Source organism: Belnapia moabensis DSM 16746 (assembly GCF_000745835.1).
GTDB lineage: Bacteria > Pseudomonadota > Alphaproteobacteria > Acetobacterales > Acetobacteraceae > Belnapia > Belnapia moabensis.
Genome location: NZ_JQKB01000053.1, coordinates 1 through 16,373, shown reverse-complemented (window position 1 = coordinate 16,373; position 16,373 = coordinate 1). Strand labels below are relative to the sequence as shown.

Sequence of the window (16,373 nt, the reverse complement as noted above, 5' to 3'; positions counted from 1 at the left end):
GCGCCATGGCACAGGTGCATCTGCGCAAGGTCGTTAAGGAATACGAGGGTGGCGTCCAGGCGGTGAAGGGGATCGACCTCGACATCGCCGACCATGAGTTCGTGGTGCTGGTCGGCCCCTCCGGCTGCGGCAAGTCGACGACGCTGCGGATGATCGCGGGGCTCGAGGAGATCTCGGGCGGCGAGATCGACATCGGCGGCACGGTCGTCAACGACGTGCCCCCGCGCGACCGGGACATCGCCATGGTGTTCCAGAACTATGCGCTCTACCCGCACATGACCGTCTACGACAACATGGCCTTCGGTCTGACCTTGCGGAAATTCGATAAGGGCGAGATCAAGCGCCGGGTCGAGAATGCAGCCAGGATCCTCGACATCGGCATGCTGCTCGACCGCAAGCCGAAGGCGCTCTCGGGCGGCCAGCGGCAGCGCGTCGCCATGGGCCGCGCCATCGTGCGCGACCCGAAGGTCTTCCTGTTCGACGAGCCGCTCTCCAACCTCGACGCCAAGCTGCGCGTACAGATGCGGACCGAGATCAAGAAGGTCCACCAGACCGTTCGCACCACCACCGTCTACGTCACCCATGACCAGGTCGAGGCGATGACGCTCGCCGATCGGGTGGTGGTGATGAACCACGGCAAGATCGAGCAGGTCGGCCCGCCGCAGGAGCTTTACCACCACCCGAAGACCCGCTTCGTCGCCGGCTTCATCGGCAGCCCGTCGATGAATTTCATTCCCGCCCGGCTGGAGGAGACCAGTGGTGGCCTCGTCGTCCGCATGACGGACCGGGCCGTGCTGCCGGTGCCGGCTTCCCGCACCGCGCGCTACGCACCTCATGTCGGGCGCGACCTGCTCTTCGGCATCCGCCCGGAGCACCTGACCGAGCCGCACCCGAACGAGCACCGGCCGAACATCGCCCATTTCGAGGCGGCGCCCGAGGTGGTCGAGCCGATGGGGATGGAGACGCTGCTGCATTTCTGGGTCGAGGGGCACGAGATCTGCGCCCGCTTCGATCCGGCGGTGGAGGTGGCGCCGGGCAAGCCCGCCGCCATGGCGGTCGACATGGACCAGATGCACATGATCGACCCGAAGACCGATCTGGTGCTGTAGCCGAGGAGTGGCGGAGGGATTAGGATCGGGCCATGGCAGACTATCAACCGGTGCTGATTGGCGCCCGACCCCTCGCTGACCTCGTCGGCAACATCTTCCGCGCCAATGGCTGCGATGCGGCCGAGGCCGAGCGCATCGCCGAGCACCTGCTCGGCGCCAATCTCGCCGGGCATGACAGCCATGGCGTGGCCCGGGTGCCGCGCTACGTCGAGTGGCAGCAGGCCGGCTATGTCGTCGCCGGGCAACAGGCCGAGGTCGTCACCGATGGCGGCGCCTTTGCCCTGCTCGACGGGCATTACGGCTTCGGCCAGACGGTCGCGCCGCAGGCGACGGCGATGGGCATCGAGCGGGCGCAGCAGCATGGCACGGCCATCATTGCGCTGCGCAATGCCGGGCATGTCGGCCGCATCGGCGCCTATGCGGAGCAGGCGCTCGCCGCCGGGCTGATCTCCATCCATTTCGTCAATGTGGCCGGCAGCGTGCTGGTCGCCCCCTTCGGCGGGACGGAGCGGCGCTTCTCGACCGCGCCCTTCAGCGTCGGCGTGCCGACCGACCCGCCCGTCGTGCTCGACTTCGCCACTTCGCATGTCGCCGAGGGCAAGGTCCTCGTCGCCTCCAATGGCGGCAAGCCGCTGCCGCCCGACGCGCTGATCGAGCCCGACGGGCGCCTCTCGGGCGACCCGCACACGCTTTATGGCGAGTATGACCAAGTCGGGCCGCGCAACCCGGCCAACGGGCTCGGCGCCATCCGCGCCTTCGGCGAGCACAAGGGCTCGGGCCTTGCCTTCATGTGCGAGCTGCTGGCGGGCGCCTTCACCGGCGGCGGCTGCTCCGGCCCGATCGATGCGCGCGGGCGGATCGCCAATGGCATGCTCTCGATCTACATCTCGCCGCGGCATTTCGGCACCGAGGCTGCCTTCAAGCAGGCGGCGGAGGACTACGTCACCTGGGTGAAGTCCTGCCGGCCGTCGAAGCCCGGCGGCGAGGTGCTGGCGCCCGGCGAGACCGAGGCGCGGCTGAAGGCGGAGCGCCTGGCGAACGGCGTGCCGCTGCAGCCGGATACCTGGGCCGGCATCGTCGGCTGCGCCCGCAAGCTCGGCGTGACCGTCCCGAGTTGAGCGACGACGCGCTGACCGCCGCCGCGCGCTATGGCCGCTATGCGGCCATCCGCCGGCGCATCCTGACGGACGCCTCGAAGCGCATCCCGCTGGCGAGCCTGGCGCAGCAGGCGCGCGCCCTCTCGCTCTGGGACGGTAAGCAGGTGGTGCCGGCGGACCCGATGCAGCTCGCCGTGGTCTTCGACCTCGGCGTGCTCGATCCGCTCGGTGAGCACAGCCGCGCCATCGAGCGGCAGGCACGCGCTGAGGAAGCGCCGCCCGGCAGCGAGGAGCATAGGATGCTGGAGGCGCTGATGGCGGCGTCCTTTGGCCTCTGGCGTATCCTCGGCCCCAACCCGGAAGGCGGCGTCCGCGCCGAGAGCTTCCCCGGTGGCGAGCCCCTGGTGATCTGGGACCGTTTCCTCGACCGCGACCGGGCGCCGGGGGCGCTGGTCGGCGCCCGGATCGCCCGGCCAGACGAGGATCTGCCGATGACCTGCGGTGCCGTCGTCTCACTCGACAGCCGCGCGGTGGAGCGGCTGCTGCTTGGCACGCCGCCGCAGCGTGGGCCGGTCATCCCTGCCCTCCCCCTGCCCGATGACGGGCCGGCGCTGGAGCGGCTGGTGGCGGAGCCGGCGGCGCGGCTGCGGCTCGCGGCGTTGGCCGGCAGCCCGGGCTTCGCCGCCACGGTCTATCGCATAGCGATCGATCTCGGGCTGATGGGGCGGGTCAACGGCCGGACGCCGCCGGATCGCTGAAGTCAGGACCAACCGGGGAGGAACAACCATAATGCGCCGCCTGCTGCTTGCCCTGCCGCTCCTGCTGGCTGCCCTGCCGGCGGCGGCCTTCCCCGACCGGCCGATCACCCTCGCCACCGGCTATGCACCGGGCGGCTCCACCGATATCGCCGCGCGGCTGCTGGCGGACCGGCTCGCCGCCAATCTCGGGCCGGAGGCGCGGGTGGTGGTGGAGAACCGGCCGGGCGCCGCGGGCATCGTCGCCAGCGACTGGTTGCGGCGGCAGGCGCCTGATGGGCACACCATCATGCTGGTCGAGAGTTCCTCCCACGCCATCGCCCCGGCGGCGCTGGTGGGCGGCACGCGCTACGACCCGGTGGCGGACTTCTCGCATCTCGGCGTCATCGGCACCGCGCCGCTGCTGATGATCGTCAACAAGGACTTCCCCGCCACCACCGCGCCGGAGGTGCTGGCCCGGCTGCGCGCCGCCCCGCCCGAGAGCATCACCTATGCCACCTCCGGCGTCGGCACGATCGTGCATCTGGCACCCGAGATGCTGGCGCTCGACCTCAAGACCCGCTTCGTCCACATCCCCTATCGCAGCGGCGGGCAGATGCTGACGGCGATCTTCCAGGGCGAAGGGCAGTTCGGCATCGCCGTGCTGGCCTCGGCCGCGCAGCAGGTGCGGGACGGGATGGTCCGCGGCATCGCGGTGACGGGCAACCGGCGCTTCCCCTCCTTCCCCGACCTGCCGACGCTCGCCGAGGCCGGCGTGCCCGGCTACGACATCGCCACCTGGAACATCCTCCTCGGCCCGCCCAACATGCCGGCGCAGGTGCAGGCGGCGCTGAACCGGGCGCTGGTCGCCTCTTTGGCCGAGCCGGCCTTGCAGCAGCGGCTGCTGACGGCGGGCGTCGATGCCTGGACGGCGCCCAATGCCCCGGCCGATGCACGGGCCTTCCTCGTGCGGGAAGTCGCCAAGTTCCGCACCGTGGTCGAGCGGACCGGGGTGAAGCTGGAGCCCTAGGTCCGCCCCTGGTCCGGCGTTGCCAGGGGCGGGCCGACGAGGCGGCGGATCGCGGCCAGCATCTCGGGCGAGTCCCAGGGCTGGTCGCCTTCCGCCCGCGCCCGCTCGCGGCCCTCGCGGTCCACCACCAGCGTCGTCGGCAGGCCGCGGGCGCCGAGGGCCCGGCTCGCCGCGCCGCGCGGGTCGAGCCAGAGGCCGAGCTGGCGGATGCCCTTGTCGCGGTAGAAGGGCTCGACCATCGCGCGGCCGCCGCGGTCGGAGGAGAGGGCGAGGATCACGATGCCTTCCGCCGCCAGCGCCGCCTGGGCGCGGTCGAGCGCCGGCATCTCGGCGACGCAGGGCGGGCACCAGGTGGCCCAGAGATTGATCAGCAGCCCCTTGCCGGCGAAGTCGGCGACGGTGTGCGGCTTGCCATCGGCATCGGTGAAGCTGAACTCCGGCAGCGGCTTCGGCGCGGATTCGGCCAGCTTCGCGGCCAGGGCTTTGCGCCCGAGGGCGGCGCCCGCTAGGGTCCCGGCCGCCGCCAGGGCCATCGTCCGGCGGGTCGCACGCAGTCCGGAAAGCGCAGCCATCGTGTCCAGTAACTCCCAATGGGGCGGCCGCTTCGCCGCCGGTCCCTCCGCCATCATGCAGGCGATCAACGCCTCGATCGGCTTCGACCGCAAGATGTGGCGGCAGGACATCCGGGGCAGCCTCGCCCATGCCGCCATGTTGTCGCGGGTCGGGATCATCTCAAGTGAGGATGAGGCCGCGATCCGGCAGGGGCTGGAGGCGATCGCAGCGCGGATCGAGACCGGGGACTTCCCCTGGGACGAAGCGCTCGAGGACATCCACATGAATATCGAGGCGCGGCTGACCGAGGCCATCGGCGAGGCCGGCAAGCGCCTGCACACTGGGCGCAGCCGGAACGACCAGGTGGCGCTCGATGTCCGGCTCTGGGTGCGCGACGCCATCGACGGGCTGGCCGGGCAGATCGAGGATGTGATGCGGGCGCTGGTCGAGCAGGCGGAGGCGCAGGCGGCGACGGTGATGCCGGGCTTCACCCATTTGCAGCCGGCGCAGCCGACGACCTTCGGCCACCATATGCTCGCCTATGTCGAGATGCTGTCGCGCGACCGCGGGCGGCTGCTCGATTGCCGGACGCGGCTGAACGAAAACCCGCTCGGCGCGGCGGCGCTTTGCGGCACGGGCTTCCCCATCGACCGGCACATGACGGCGGAGGCGCTCGGCTTCGATGGGCCGATGCGGAACAGCCTGGATGCCGTCGCCAGCCGCGACTTCGCCGCGGAATTCCTCTTTGCCTGCGCGATGTGCGCGACGCATCTCAGCCGCTTCGCGGAGGAGGTGGTGATCTGGACAAACCCCTATTTCGGCTTCGTCAAGCTGTCGGACGCCTTCACCACCGGCTCCTCCATCATGCCGCAGAAGCGCAACCCGGATGCCGCCGAGCTGGTGCGCGGCAAGACCGGGCGGGTGATGGGGGCGCTCATCGGCATGCTGACCGTGCTGAAGGGCCTGCCGATGACCTATGGCAAGGACATGCAGGAGGACAAGGAGGGCATCTTCGACGCGGCCGAGACGATGACGCTCTGCCTCGCGGCGACCGCCGGGATGGTGCGCGACATGAAGCCGGATGCGGCGCGGCTGCGCGAGGCGGCGGGCGCGGGCTTCTCCACCGCGACCGACCTCGCCGACTGGCTGGTGCGCGAGCTGAAGATGCCCTTCCGCGATGCGCACCATGTCACGGGGCGGCTGGTTGCCAAGGCGGAGGCGAAGGGCTCAGGCCTCGACGGGCTGACGCTGGCCGAGATGCAGGCCGTCGAGCCGCGCATCACCGAGGGCGTCTTCGGCGTGCTGACGGTGGAGGCCTCGGTCGCCTCGCGCGCCTGCTTCGGCGGCACGGCGCCGGAGAATGTGCGGCGCATGGCGACCGAGTGGCGGGAGCGGCTGGCGTGATGCGGCTGCTGCTCGCCCTGCTGGCCCTGGTGCCGCTTGTCGGCTGCGGACGGGCCGGGCCGCCGCGGATGCCGGGGCCGAAGGAGGAGATCATCTATCCGCGGGCCTATCCGAGGCCGGACCCGCTGCCGCTGCCGCCCGGGGCGGTGCCAATGGAGGGCGCGCCACGGGTGCCGGGAGCGCGCTAGGCTTCCGGTCATCTCGGATGGCAGGATTGTTCGGGGCAAGAAGGCTTCAATAATTTAAGTAGGCGATCGCCAAGCCATTGATTTGGCTTGGGCAGGGTGCGGATTTTTAGGATTTCAAGGGTTTAGAGGGGTGCGCGGGTTCGACCGGCGAAACTCCAGTCCATCGAATCCGCACGACCGGACGATGGCTGGGCCAGGCTTGGCCATGAGGGCGACGGGAGCAGGATTGTGCCGCAGGCGCGGCGGAGCCTGGGCGAAACTTCCTATATCGTAACTCTCAGCCGATGGCAAGCGAGACCGAGGAGCGGGCAACCCGCGCGGCCCCCCTGCCGTTCCTCCGCGCAGGAGGACACGGCATGCGCATCCACCACCTCGATTGCGGCCCGGCGCGACCCTTTGGCGGCGCCCTCATGGACGGCGTCAGCCCGGGCGCGGTCGGCCGGCTGAGCTGCCATTGCCTGGCGATCGAGACCGACCGGGACGGGCTGGTGCTGGTCGATACCGGCCTCGGCCTGCGCGACGTGATGCGGCCCTGGGCCCGGCTGCCGGCCGTCAATGCCGCGCTGCTGCGCTTCCGCCTCGACCCGGACCGGACCATGCTGCGGCATCTGCGCCGGCTCGGCCATTCGCCGCGCGACGTGCGGCACATCGTCATGACGCATCTCGACTTCGACCATGCGGGCGGGCTGATCGACTTCCCGCATGCCGCGGTGCATGTGATGGCGCCGGAGGCGAAGGCGGCGCGGGCGCGGCGGACCCTGCTCGACCGGGTGCGGTACCGGCCGGGGCAATGGGGCGATACGGCGCGGTGGCGGACCTATTCCGACCGCACCTCCGGGCGCTGGTTCGGCTTCGACGCGGTGACGGAGCTGGAGGGGCTGCCGCCGGAGATCCTGATGGTGCCGCTGCCCGGCCATAGCGCGGGCCATGCCGGCGTCGCCATCGAGGGGCCGCGCGGCTGGATGCTGCATGCGGGCGACAGCTATTTCAACCGGGCGGAGGTTCATTCCCCCCTGCCCGGCTGCCCGGCGGGCAGCGCCGCCTATGAGCGGGCGATGGCCTGGGATGCGCGGCTCGCCTGGGCCAACCAGGGCAGGCTGCGGCGGCTGCTGGAGGAGCCGGATGCCTCGCTCGCCGTCTTCTGCACGCATGATCCAGTGGAGTTCGTCGCCATGTCGGTGTGGCAGGGCAATGCGCCCGCCGCCGAGGCTGAGCGGATGGCGAGCGCGGCATGAGCGGGCTAGCCTTCCCTTCGGACGCATAAGGGGAGGACGGGCATGGCGCGGCATGTCGTCGCCGCGGTGGGCGAGATTCCGCCGGGCGGGCGCAAGCTGGTGGAAGTGCGCGGGCGGCGCATCGCGCTGTTCCATGTGGCGGGGGAGTATTTCGCCCTCACCGACCGCTGCCCGCATGAGGGGGGCAGCCTGTGCGCCGGGCGGCTGACGGGACTCGTCCGCTCATCCGAGCCGGGGCGGTACGAATACTCGCGGCCGCAGGAAATGCTCGCCTGCTCCTGGCATGGCTGGGAGTTCGACATCCGCACCGGCCAGAGCTATTGCGACCCGGAGAGCATCCGCGCCCGCACCTATGCCGTCAGCGTCGAGCCGGGCGAGGCGCTGGCGAAGGGGCCCTTCGTCGCCGAGACCTTCCCCGTCTCGGTCGATGGCGAATACATCCTGGTGGAGGTCTGACCGCTCATGGCCGAATGGCACCGCGTCGCCGAGGAGGGCGACCTGGCCGAGAACATGCCGCTGCCGGTGCGCATCGGCGATACCTGCATCGCCGTGGTGCGGCTGGAGGACGGCATCTTCGCGCTCAACGACATCTGCACGCATGAGTATGCGCTGCTGTCGGACGGCTACTGCGAGGAGGGCAAGCTGGAATGCCCGTTGCACCAGGCCTGCTTCGACATCCGCACCGGGGCGGCGCTGAACGAGCCGGCGGAGGTGCCGGTCGCCACCTACAAGGTGAAGGTCGAGGGCGGCGGGGTCTTCGTCGAGTTGTGAGGCGCCCGCGCTGATGCCGTGGAGCCGCGCAGGATCGCGCGGCCGCTGAGCATCACCTTGCGGACCGGCGCGGATGGGGTGCGCAGGCGCTCGAGGAGGAGCGCCATGGCCTGGCGGCCGATGGCCTCGAGCGGCTGCTCGATGACCGTGATGCCGGGCTCGACCAGGCCGGTCCAGGGCTCGTTGTCGAAGCCGGCCAGCGCCAGGTCGGCGGGGATGCGGAAGCGGGCGGCGCGGGCCGAGCGCAGCAGGCCCATCAGCAGGAGGGAGTTGCTGGCGATCATCGCCTCGGGTCGGCCTTCCTGGCAGAGGGCGGCGAGGCCGGCTTCGGCGGCCTCGGCCTGGGGGAGGACGAAGCGGAGCGCGGGCGTGAGGCCGTGCCGGGCCATGGCGGCGCGGTAGCCTTCGGCACGCTCGATGCCGGTGCCGCTGGTCTGGCCGAACAGGCCGGCGATGCGGCGGTAGCCTTGCGCCGCCAGGTGGTCGACGAGGGTGGCGCTGGCGCCGGCATTGTCGAGCAGGACGGAATCGAAGAGGCCGGGCGGGCCGGGGCGGTCGATCAGCACCACGGGCATGGCGGGGGCGGCGTCGGCGAGGCGCTCCGCCGTGGCGCGGGTAGGAGCGAGGATGAGGCCCGTCACGCGCTCCTCCTGCATCAGGGCGAGGTAGGCGGCTTCGCGGGCGGGATCCTCGTCGGTGTTGCAGAGCAGGACGCGGAGGCCGGCTTCATAGGCGGCGGCCTCGACGGCGCGGGCGACGCCGGTGAAGAAGGGGTTGCCGATATCGGCGAGGATCAGGCCGATGGTGCCGCTCTCCTGCGAGCGGAGGCGGCGGGCGGCGAGGTTGGGGCGGTAGCCGGTGGCGCGGACGGCTTCCAGCACCTGGGCGCGGAGGGCCTCGCTGATCGGTCCCTTGCCGAGGGCGCGGGAAACCGTGGCGGGCGAGACGCCGGCGGCGCGGGCGACATCCTTGATGCTGGTGGTCATGCGCTGCAATCGGTTTCACCAAATTCCGTGGCAGCTTGCGGCTCAGTCGGTTGGACTGCAACGGGGATGTGCCGGAATGGTGAGAATTTTCTTTGACAAGCCGAGTGAGAACGATTTCATTCAAATCAACGACGCAAGGCAGGAACGTCCCCCATGGCCATAGCCGCGCCCTCCATGCCGATCAGCCGCGACCTGGTGCGCCTCGATGCGAGGCCGGCCGACAAGGCGGCGGCCATTGCCGAGGCGGGGCAGCTGCTGGCCGCGGCGGGCTGCGTAGACCCGGCTTATGCCGGGAGCATGGCGAGGCGGGAGGGGGCGGCGAACACCTTCCTCGGGCATGGCGTCGCCATTCCGCATGGCATGGGGGAGGACCGCGGGCTGGTGCGGCGGAACGGGCTCGCCATCCTGCAGGTGCGGGAGGGGATCGAGTGGAATCCGGGGCAGGTGGCGCATCTGGTCATCGGCATCGCGGCGGCGTCGGATGAGCACATCGCCATTCTTCGCCGGCTGACGCGGCTGCTGAACGAGCCGGCGCGGCTGCGGGCGCTGTTCACCACGGAGGATGCCGAGGCGATCATCGCGGCGCTCTCGGCCGAGCCGGGGGCCGTGGCGGCGGGGGCGCCGGCCGGCGATCTCGCGGAGCGGTGGGAGTGGGTGGTCGATTATCCGGCGGGGCTGCATGCGCGGCCGGCGACGCGCTGGGTAGAGGCTGCCCGCGCGGCCGGGGGGCGGGTGCGGGTCCGGCATGGCGAGCAGGGAGCGGATGCGGCGGCGCTGGTCGGGCTGCTGCAACTGGGGCTGAAGGCGGGGGATGGCGTCACCGTCTCGGCGGAGACGCCGGCGGCGCTGGCAAGCATGCGGGCGGCGATCACCGGGCTCAGCGCGCAGGAGAAGGCGGATGCGGCGCAGGCGGCCAGGCGGGCCGCGGCGCCGGCGCGGGGGTGGGAGCCGGCCGGGGCGCTGGTCTCGCTGGCGGGCATCGGGGCGAGCCCGGGGCTGGCGATCGGGCGCATCCATGTCCTGGCCAACGCGGAGGCCGCCATCCCGGATGCGCCGCTGCCGCTGGCCGAGGGCGGGGCGCGGCTGGAGGAGGCGATCCGCGTCACGCGGGCGCAGCTGAAGGCGCTGGAGGACGATACGGCGCGGCGGCTGGGGCCGGGCGAGGCGGCGATCTTCCGTGCCCATGCGGGGCTGCTGGAGGACCCGGACCTCATCACCACGACCTGCCAGCTCATGGTCGAGGGGCATGGGCTTGCCTGGTCCTGGCATCGGGCCGTGGAGCGGGTGGCTTCGGGCCTCGCCGCGCTCGGCAACCCGGTGCTGGCGGGGCGGGCGGCGGATCTGCGGGATGTCGGGCGGCGGGTGCTGGGGCAGATCGACCCCTCGCTCGTCGGCGGCTCGCTGCAGGAGTTGCCGGAAGGGCCGGTGATCCTCGTCGCGGAGGACCTGGCGCCGTCCGATACGGCGGGGCTCGACCCGAGCCGGGTGATCGGGCTGGCGACGGCGACGGGCGGGCCGACCTCGCATACGGCGATCCTGGCCCGCACGCTGGGGCTGCCGGCGCTGGTCGCGGGCGGGGCGGGATTGCTGGAGGTCGCGTCGGGGACGGAGGCGGTGCTGGATGGCGCCAGCGGGCGGCTGCATCTGGCGCCGGGGGAGGCCGATCTTGCGTCGGCGCGGGCCTTCCTCGCCGCGCAGCGGGAACAGCGGGCGCGGGAGGCGGCGCAGCGGGCGGAGCCGGCCGCCACCCGGGACGGGCATCGGGTCGAGGTGGCGGCGAATATCAATCTGCCGGACCAGGCGGGTTTCGCCCTCGCCCAGGGGGCGGAGGGGGTGGGGCTGATGCGCACGGAATTCCTCTTCCTCGAGCGGGGCGATACGCCGGGGGAGGAGGACCAGTACGCCACCTATCGGGCCATGCTGGAGGCGCTGGGCGGGCGGCGGCTGATCGTCCGCGCGCTCGATATCGGCGGGGACAAGCAGGTGCCGCATCTGCGGCTGCCGGTAGAGGCGAATCCCTTCCTCGGCGTGCGCGGGGCGCGGCTGCTGCTGCGGCGGCCGGATCTGATGGAGCCGCAGTTGCGGGCGCTCTACCGGGCAGCGGCGGGGGGTGGGCCGCTGTCGATCATGTTCCCGATGGTGACCTCGGTGCCGGAGGTGATCGCGCTCAGGGCAGCGTGCGAGCGGGTCCGGGCGGAGGTCGGGGCGCCGGAGGTGCCGGTGGGCATCATGGTCGAGGTGCCGGCGGCGGCGGTGCAGGCCGATGCGCTGGCGCGGCATGTCGATTTCTTCTCGGTCGGGACGAATGACCTCACCCAGTATGTGCTCGCCATCGACCGGCAGAACCCGGAGCTGGCGGCGGAGGCGGACAGCCTTCACCCCGCCGTGCTGCGGCTGATCGCGCAGACGGTGGAGGCCGCCGAGCGGTATGGGCGCTGGGTCGGCGTCTGCGGGGGGCTGGCGGGCGAGCCTTTCGGCGCGGCGCTGCTCACGGGGCTTGGCGTGGCGGAACTCTCGATGACCCCGCGCGACATCCCGGGGGTGAAGGCGGTGCTGCGCGGCGCCACCCTGCCGGCGCTGCGGGCGCTGGCGGCGCGCGCCATCGCCTGCGGCACGGCAGCGGAGGTGCGGGACTTGGAAGCGGAACTCGATGCGATGACGCGGCCGGCGCCGCAGGCGGCTGCCTGATGGCCGTACCCTTCGTCACCCTCGCCCTCAATCCGGCGATCGACCAGACGGTGGAGCTGGAGACGCTGCGGCCGGGCGCGGTCAACCTGGCGCGCGGTGCCACGCGGCACCCGGCTGGCAAGGGCGTCAATGTCGCGGCCTGCCTTGCCGATTGGGGCGTGCCCGTCACCGCGACGGGGCTGCTGGGGGAGGCGAATGACGCCCCTTACAGGGCGCTCTTCGCGGCGCGGGGCATCAAGGATTGCTGCGTGCGCATCCCGGGCGAGACGCGGACCAACGTGAAGCTGCTCGACCGGACGACGGGGGCGACGACGGACATCAACCTGCCGGGGACCGAGCCGGAGCCTGCGGCGCTGGAGGAGGCGCTGGCGGCGCTGCATGTGGCGGTCGGCAAGGGGACGGTGGCGGTGCTGGCCGGCAGCCTGCCGCCGGGGCTGGTGCCGGAGACCTATGCCGATCTTGTCGGCCTGCTGACCGAGCAGGGGGCGCGGGTGGTGGTGGATGCCAGCGGGCCGGCGCTCGCCGCCGCGCTCGATGCACCCGTGCTGCCGCATGCCATCAAGCCGAACCGGCAGGAGCTGGAAGGCTGGGCCGGACGCAGGCTGGCGGACCGGGCGGCGCTGCTGGAGGCGGCGCGCGGGCTGGTGGCCCGCGGGGTGCGGCTGGCGGTGGTCTCGCTCGGGGCCGAGGGGGCGCTCTTCGTCACCGCGACGGAGGCGGTGATGGTGCGGGCGCCGGCCTTGCAGGTGGCTGCCAGCAGCGTGGGCGCGGGGGATGCGATGGTGGCGGGCATCGCCACCGGGCTTGCCGACGGGCTGGGGCTGGCGGCGCTGGCCTGCCGGGCGACCGGCTTCGCGGCCGCGAAGTTGCAGATGCCGGGGGCGCAATTGCCCGGGCGGGCGGCGGTGGAGGCGATCACCGCCACGCTCGTCGCGGAGCCTGCGGGCTGAACTCCCCACGCAACCGCTTCGCAGGATTGCGGGGGTCCTGGTTGTCGCTCAAGGCCTGAGGCCTCGAACCACCTTCTGCGACGAAGCCGCGGAAGGACAGCCGCTCCAGTTCGTTGGTTCGGCGAGTGAATTGCTCCGATCGGAGGAGTTGGTCCGGTCGGGGTTCGCTCCAGAGGGAGAAGAAGGCAATGTCCGGGACGATCGCGGTGGTGGAGGCGGGGGACAGCCCTGTCCAGGCCATGCTGGCCGCCGAGGCGCTGCGCCAGGCGGCGCGCAAGGGCGGGCGGGAGCTGGCCGTCGAGGTGCGGACGGAGCGTGGCGTCGTCTCTCCCCTCCCCGCCTCCACGGCGGCCGATGGGCTGCTGCTGGTGGGCGATGCGGCGGCGCCGGAGGGGATGGTCGGGCTGCAGGCCATCCGGGCGGGCATCGCGGAGGTGCTGGCCGATCCGGAGGGCGTGCTGGCGCGGCTCGGGGGCGGGGCGGCGGTGGGCGAGGAGAAGGCCAGGCGCATTGTCGCCATCACCTCCTGCCCGACCGGCATCGCCCATACCTTCATGGCGGCCGAGGGGCTGGAGGGGGCGGCGAAGGCGCTCGGGCACAACATCCGCGTCGAGACCCAGGGGTCGGTCGGGGCGCAGAATGCGCTGACGCCGGCCGAGATCGCCGAGGCGGATCTGGTGCTGATCGCCGCCGATACGCAGGTCGACCTGTCACGCTTCGGGGGGAAGCGGGTCTTCCTCAGCGGGACGAAGGCCGCGATCAATGACGGGCCGGCGCTGGTGCGGCGCGCCTTCGCGGAGGCGAAGGTCCGGGGCGGGGCCGCCGCCGATCCGGCGCCGGAGGTGGGGAAGAAGGCGCTGAGCGGGCCCTACAAGCATCTGATGACGGGCGTGTCCTTCATGCTGCCCTTCACCGTGGCAGGGGGCCTGCTGATCGCGCTGGCCTTCGCGCTGGGGGGCATCTACGCCTTCGACGATGCGCACCGGGACACGCTGGCGGGGGCGCTGTTCCAGATCGGGGGCAAGGCGGCGCTCGCCCTGATGGTGCCGGCGCTCGGCGGCTACATCGCCTATTCGATCGCCGACCGGCCGGGGATCGCGCCGGGGATGATCGGCGGGATGATCGCGGGCCAACTCAATGCCGGCTTCCTCGGCGGGATCGTGGCGGGGTTCGTGGCCGGCTATTCGGTCGCTTGGCTCAACCGGGCGCTGCGGCTGCCGCGGACGCTGGAGGGGCTGAAGCCGGTGCTCATTCTGCCGGTGCTGGGGGCGCTGATCACAGGCCTCGCGCTGATCTATGTGGCGGGCGGGCCGGTGGCGGCGGCGCTGGCCTGGCTGACGGAGTTTCTGCGCGGGATGCAGGGGGGCCAGGCGGTGGTGCTCGGCCTTCTCATCGGCGGGATGATGGCCTTCGACATGGGCGGGCCCGTCAACAAGGCGGCCTATGCCTTCTCGACCGGGCTGCTGGCGAGCCAGGTCTACAGCCCGATGGCAGCGGCCATGGTCGCGGGGATGGTGCCGCCGCTCGGGCTGGCGGTGGCGGCCTTCCTGTTCCGCAGCCGCTTCACGCCGGAGGAGCGGGAGGCGGCGCCGGCGGCGGGGGTGCTGGGGCTTGCCTTCATCTCGGAGGGGGCGATCCCCTTCGCGGCGAAGGACCCGCTGCGGGTGATCCCGGCACTCGTCGCGGGCGCGGCGGTGGCGGGGGCCATTTCCATGGCGGTCGGGGCGGAGCTGCGGGTGCCGCATGGCGGCGTCTTCGTGCTGCCGATCCCGAATGCGGTGTCGCATCTGGGCGGCTATGTGGTGGCGCTGCTCGCGGGTGTGGCGGTGACGGCGCTGGTGCTGCGGGTGGTGAAGCGGCCCGCCGTGGCGGCCGCGTAGCGCGTCAGGGGGTGGTACCTGAGGCCGGACTTGAACCGGCGACCCCGGCATTATGAGTGCCGTGCTCTAACCAGCTGAGCTACCCAGGCGCGGCGGGGGATATGACGAGTTTCGGGCCGGGATGCAAGCCCGGTGGCGCCCGGATCGAGGAGAGTCTATAGCCCCGCCATGCTGGACCGACCGGTCGTTACCGAAACCACCTATATCTTCGATGCCCGCGTCCCTCGTCGCCGTGCGGCGGCGCTGGGGGACATTGCCACGGGGGTTCGGCGGTGGCGGCTGAGCTTCGCGCTGGCGGCGCTCGACATCCGCAACCGCTACCGCGGCTCGGTGCTCGGGCCGTTCTGGCTGACGCTGTCGAACGCGGTGATGATCGTCGGGCTCGGGCTGCTCTACTCCTCGCTGTTCAAGATGAGCCTGGCCGACTACCTGCCCTTCATCGCCGTCAGCCTGATCACCTGGAACACCATCAACGCCGTCGTCGGCGATGCCTGCACCAGCCTGACCAGCGCCGAGGGCATCATCCGCCAGCTCCCCCTGCCCTACACGGTGCATGTGCTGCGCTGCGTCTGGCGCAACGCCGTCATCGCCGCCCACAGCCTGCCCATCATCCTCGCCGTCTTCGCCGTCACCGGCGTCTGGCCGGGCTGGGAGGCGCTCTGGGCGCTGCCCGGGCTGGCGCTGATCGGCATCAATGCCTGCGCGCTGGCGCTGTTCCTCGGCATGCTCTGTGCCCGCTTCCGCGACATCCCCCCCATCGTCGGCAGCGTCATGCAGCTTGCCTTCTTCCTCTCGCCGGTGCTGTGGAAGCCCGAGCTGCTGGGGCCGGGCAAGGCGGAGTGGCTGGTGCTCAACCCCTTCTACGTGGTGATGGAGACGGTGCGCGGGCCGCTGGTCGAGGGCGGCGCCTCGGCGGCGGTCTGGGTCTCGGCCTGCCTCTTCACCGCCGCCACGGCCGGCCTCGCGCTCGGCTTCTTCATCCGCTTCCGCGGCCGTATCGCCTTCTGGGTTTGATCATGCCGCACATTCATGCCGAGGCGGTGACCATCGAGTTCCCGCTCTACCATCTGGGCGCGCGCTCGCTGAAGAAGCGCATCCTCGCCAACTCGCCCTTGCGGCTGCGCCAGGACGAGGCCAGCCGCATCGTGGTCTCGGCGCTGCGCGAGCTGAGCTTCCGCATCGCCCCCGGCGAGCGGGTGGCACTCGTCGGGCACAACGGGGCGGGGAAGACGACGCTGCTCAGGACGCTGGCCGGGGTCTATGAGCCGGTCGGCGGCAGGCTGGAGGTGGCGGGCTCGGTGGGCGCGCTGATCGACCCGGCGGCGGGGATGGACCCGCATGCGACGGGGCGGGAGAACATCGTCCTCCGCGGGCTGTTCCGCGGCCTCGGCGAGGCGGAGAGCGCCAGCCTCGCCGAGGAGGTGGGGGCCTTCTCGGGCCTCGCCGAGTTCCTCGACGTGCCGGTCAGGACCTACTCGGCGGGAATGTCGGTCCGGCTGTCCTTCGCCATGGCCACCGTGATGGACCCCGAGGTGCTGCTGATGGACGAGTGGTTCCTCGCGGGCGACGCGGACTTCATGCAGCGGGCAAGGGCCAAGCTCGAGGCGCTGGTCAGCAAGGCGGAGATCCTGGTGCTCGCCACCCACGACATGGCCATCGTCCGCGAGTGGTGCACCCGCGTCATCCGGCTCGACGCCGGACGCATCGCACAGGATGGCGCCGTCACAGAGGTGCTGGGCGAGGTGTGAG

The 16,373-nt window shown here is 71.9% G+C and carries 16 protein-coding genes and 1 tRNA gene; 14 read left to right on the top strand and 3 right to left on the bottom strand.

Annotated elements, in window-relative coordinates; genetic code table 11:
- Window positions 1-5 precede the first annotated feature (5 nt).
- The 4 genes from EP26_RS22450 to EP26_RS22435 are packed head-to-tail and all read left to right on the top strand — an operon-like array spanning window position 6 to window position 3,970.
- On the top strand, window positions 6-1,109 hold the full coding sequence (locus tag EP26_RS22450; RefSeq protein WP_043342067.1) for an ABC transporter ATP-binding protein: 1,104 nt from the start codon (window positions 6-8) through the stop codon (window positions 1,107-1,109).
- A 32-nt stretch (window positions 1,110-1,141) separates the two neighbouring features.
- On the top strand, window positions 1,142-2,227 hold the full coding sequence (locus EP26_RS22445) for a malate/lactate/ureidoglycolate dehydrogenase (protein WP_052389536.1): 1,086 nt from the start codon (window positions 1,142-1,144) through the stop codon (window positions 2,225-2,227).
- The gene (locus EP26_RS22440) at window positions 2,224-2,964 is read left to right on the top strand and encodes a hypothetical protein (RefSeq protein WP_043342066.1); all 741 of its coding nucleotides are present in this window, start codon (window positions 2,224-2,226) and stop codon (window positions 2,962-2,964) included. The genes EP26_RS22445 and EP26_RS22440 overlap by 4 nt, the downstream gene beginning before the upstream one ends.
- 31 nt (window positions 2,965-2,995) lie before the next feature.
- Window positions 2,996-3,970, top strand: coding sequence for a Bug family tripartite tricarboxylate transporter substrate binding protein (locus EP26_RS22435; RefSeq protein WP_043342065.1), 975 nt, complete (start codon window positions 2,996-2,998; stop codon window positions 3,968-3,970).
- Here EP26_RS22435 and EP26_RS22430 read toward each other — a convergent pair.
- Window positions 3,967-4,542: a TlpA family protein disulfide reductase gene (locus EP26_RS22430; RefSeq protein WP_245624475.1), complete on the bottom strand. Its 576-nt coding sequence runs from the start codon at window positions 4,540-4,542 to the stop codon at window positions 3,967-3,969. The genes EP26_RS22435 and EP26_RS22430 overlap by 4 nt on opposite strands.
- A gap of 1 nt (window position 4,543) precedes the next feature.
- On the opposite strand from EP26_RS22430, the gene argH reads away from it, so the two are divergent.
- The 5 genes from argH to EP26_RS22405 all read left to right on the top strand — a co-directional run bounded on the left by argH (window position 4,544) and on the right by EP26_RS22405 (window position 8,120).
- Complete coding sequence (gene argH, locus EP26_RS22425; protein WP_342669124.1) at window positions 4,544-5,926, top strand: argininosuccinate lyase; 1,383 nt, start codon at window positions 4,544-4,546, stop codon at window positions 5,924-5,926.
- Entirely contained in the window at window positions 5,923-6,114 is a 192-nt protein-coding gene (locus tag EP26_RS22420) for a hypothetical protein (RefSeq protein WP_157033683.1), read from the top strand. The genes argH and EP26_RS22420 overlap by 4 nt, the downstream gene beginning before the upstream one ends.
- A gap of 356 nt (window positions 6,115-6,470) precedes the next feature.
- On the top strand, window positions 6,471-7,349 hold the full coding sequence (locus EP26_RS22415; RefSeq protein ID WP_052389534.1) for an MBL fold metallo-hydrolase: 879 nt from the start codon (window positions 6,471-6,473) through the stop codon (window positions 7,347-7,349).
- Window positions 7,350-7,391: 42 nt separating this feature from the next.
- A complete protein-coding gene (locus EP26_RS22410) occupies window positions 7,392-7,805 on the top strand; it encodes a Rieske (2Fe-2S) protein (protein ID WP_043342063.1) in 414 nt (137 codons plus the stop codon).
- A gap of 6 nt (window positions 7,806-7,811) precedes the next feature.
- Entirely contained in the window at window positions 7,812-8,120 is a 309-nt protein-coding gene (locus tag EP26_RS22405) for a non-heme iron oxygenase ferredoxin subunit (RefSeq protein WP_043342062.1), read from the top strand.
- Here EP26_RS22405 and EP26_RS22400 read toward each other — a convergent pair.
- On the bottom strand, window positions 8,075-9,106 hold the full coding sequence (locus EP26_RS22400; protein ID WP_043342061.1) for a LacI family DNA-binding transcriptional regulator: 1,032 nt from the start codon (window positions 9,104-9,106) through the stop codon (window positions 8,075-8,077). The genes EP26_RS22405 and EP26_RS22400 overlap by 46 nt on opposite strands.
- Before the next feature lie 153 nt (window positions 9,107-9,259).
- Here EP26_RS22400 and ptsP point away from each other — a divergent pair, with 153 nt between their 5' ends.
- The 3 genes from ptsP (at window position 9,260) to EP26_RS22385 (ending at window position 14,624) form a co-directional block, all read left to right on the top strand.
- Window positions 9,260-11,794 (top strand): phosphoenolpyruvate--protein phosphotransferase, encoded by a 2,535-nt coding sequence (ptsP, locus tag EP26_RS22395; protein ID WP_052389533.1) that lies wholly within the window; start codon window positions 9,260-9,262, stop codon window positions 11,792-11,794.
- Window positions 11,794-12,744, top strand: coding sequence for a 1-phosphofructokinase family hexose kinase (locus tag EP26_RS22390; protein WP_043342060.1), 951 nt, complete (start codon window positions 11,794-11,796; stop codon window positions 12,742-12,744). Before ptsP ends, EP26_RS22390 begins: the two co-directional genes overlap by 1 nt.
- 188 nt (window positions 12,745-12,932) lie before the next feature.
- Complete coding sequence (locus EP26_RS22385; protein WP_043342059.1) at window positions 12,933-14,624, top strand: PTS fructose transporter subunit IIC; 1,692 nt, start codon at window positions 12,933-12,935, stop codon at window positions 14,622-14,624.
- 12 nt (window positions 14,625-14,636) lie between these two features.
- On the opposite strand, the gene EP26_RS22380 is transcribed toward EP26_RS22385, so the two are convergent.
- A tRNA-Met gene (locus tag EP26_RS22380) sits at window positions 14,637-14,713 on the bottom strand.
- Window positions 14,714-14,792: 79 nt separating this feature from the next.
- On the opposite strand from EP26_RS22380, the gene EP26_RS22375 reads away from it, so the two are divergent.
- Window positions 14,793-15,638, top strand: a complete 846-nt coding sequence (locus EP26_RS22375) for an ABC transporter permease (protein ID WP_043342058.1) — start codon at window positions 14,793-14,795, stop codon at window positions 15,636-15,638.
- 2 nt (window positions 15,639-15,640) lie between these two features.
- Complete coding sequence (locus EP26_RS22370) at window positions 15,641-16,372, top strand: ABC transporter ATP-binding protein (RefSeq protein WP_043340067.1); 732 nt, start codon at window positions 15,641-15,643, stop codon at window positions 16,370-16,372.
- Window position 16,373 lies beyond the last annotated feature (1 nt).

Coding starts and splice junctions, on each gene's coding strand:
- EP26_RS22450 (WP_043342067.1), top strand. CDS start 6: ATGGCACAGGTGCATCTGCGCAAGGTCGTTAAGGAATACGAGGGTGGC.
- EP26_RS22445 (WP_052389536.1), top strand. CDS start 1,142: ATGGCAGACTATCAACCGGTGCTGATTGGCGCCCGACCCCTCGCTGAC.
- EP26_RS22435 (WP_043342065.1), top strand. CDS start 2,996: ATGCGCCGCCTGCTGCTTGCCCTGCCGCTCCTGCTGGCTGCCCTGCCG.
- EP26_RS22430 (WP_245624475.1), bottom strand. CDS start 4,542: ATGGCTGCGCTTTCCGGACTGCGTGCGACCCGCCGGACGATGGCCCTG.
- EP26_RS22415 (WP_052389534.1), top strand. CDS start 6,471: ATGCGCATCCACCACCTCGATTGCGGCCCGGCGCGACCCTTTGGCGGC.
- EP26_RS22410 (WP_043342063.1), top strand. CDS start 7,392: ATGGCGCGGCATGTCGTCGCCGCGGTGGGCGAGATTCCGCCGGGCGGG.
- EP26_RS22405 (WP_043342062.1), top strand. CDS start 7,812: ATGGCCGAATGGCACCGCGTCGCCGAGGAGGGCGACCTGGCCGAGAAC.
- EP26_RS22400 (WP_043342061.1), bottom strand. CDS start 9,106: ATGACCACCAGCATCAAGGATGTCGCCCGCGCCGCCGGCGTCTCGCCC.
- ptsP (WP_052389533.1), top strand. CDS start 9,260: ATGGCCATAGCCGCGCCCTCCATGCCGATCAGCCGCGACCTGGTGCGC.
- EP26_RS22390 (WP_043342060.1), top strand. CDS start 11,794: ATGGCCGTACCCTTCGTCACCCTCGCCCTCAATCCGGCGATCGACCAG.
- EP26_RS22385 (WP_043342059.1), top strand. CDS start 12,933: ATGTCCGGGACGATCGCGGTGGTGGAGGCGGGGGACAGCCCTGTCCAG.
- EP26_RS22375 (WP_043342058.1), top strand. CDS start 14,793: ATGCTGGACCGACCGGTCGTTACCGAAACCACCTATATCTTCGATGCC.
- EP26_RS22370 (WP_043340067.1), top strand. CDS start 15,641: ATGCCGCACATTCATGCCGAGGCGGTGACCATCGAGTTCCCGCTCTAC.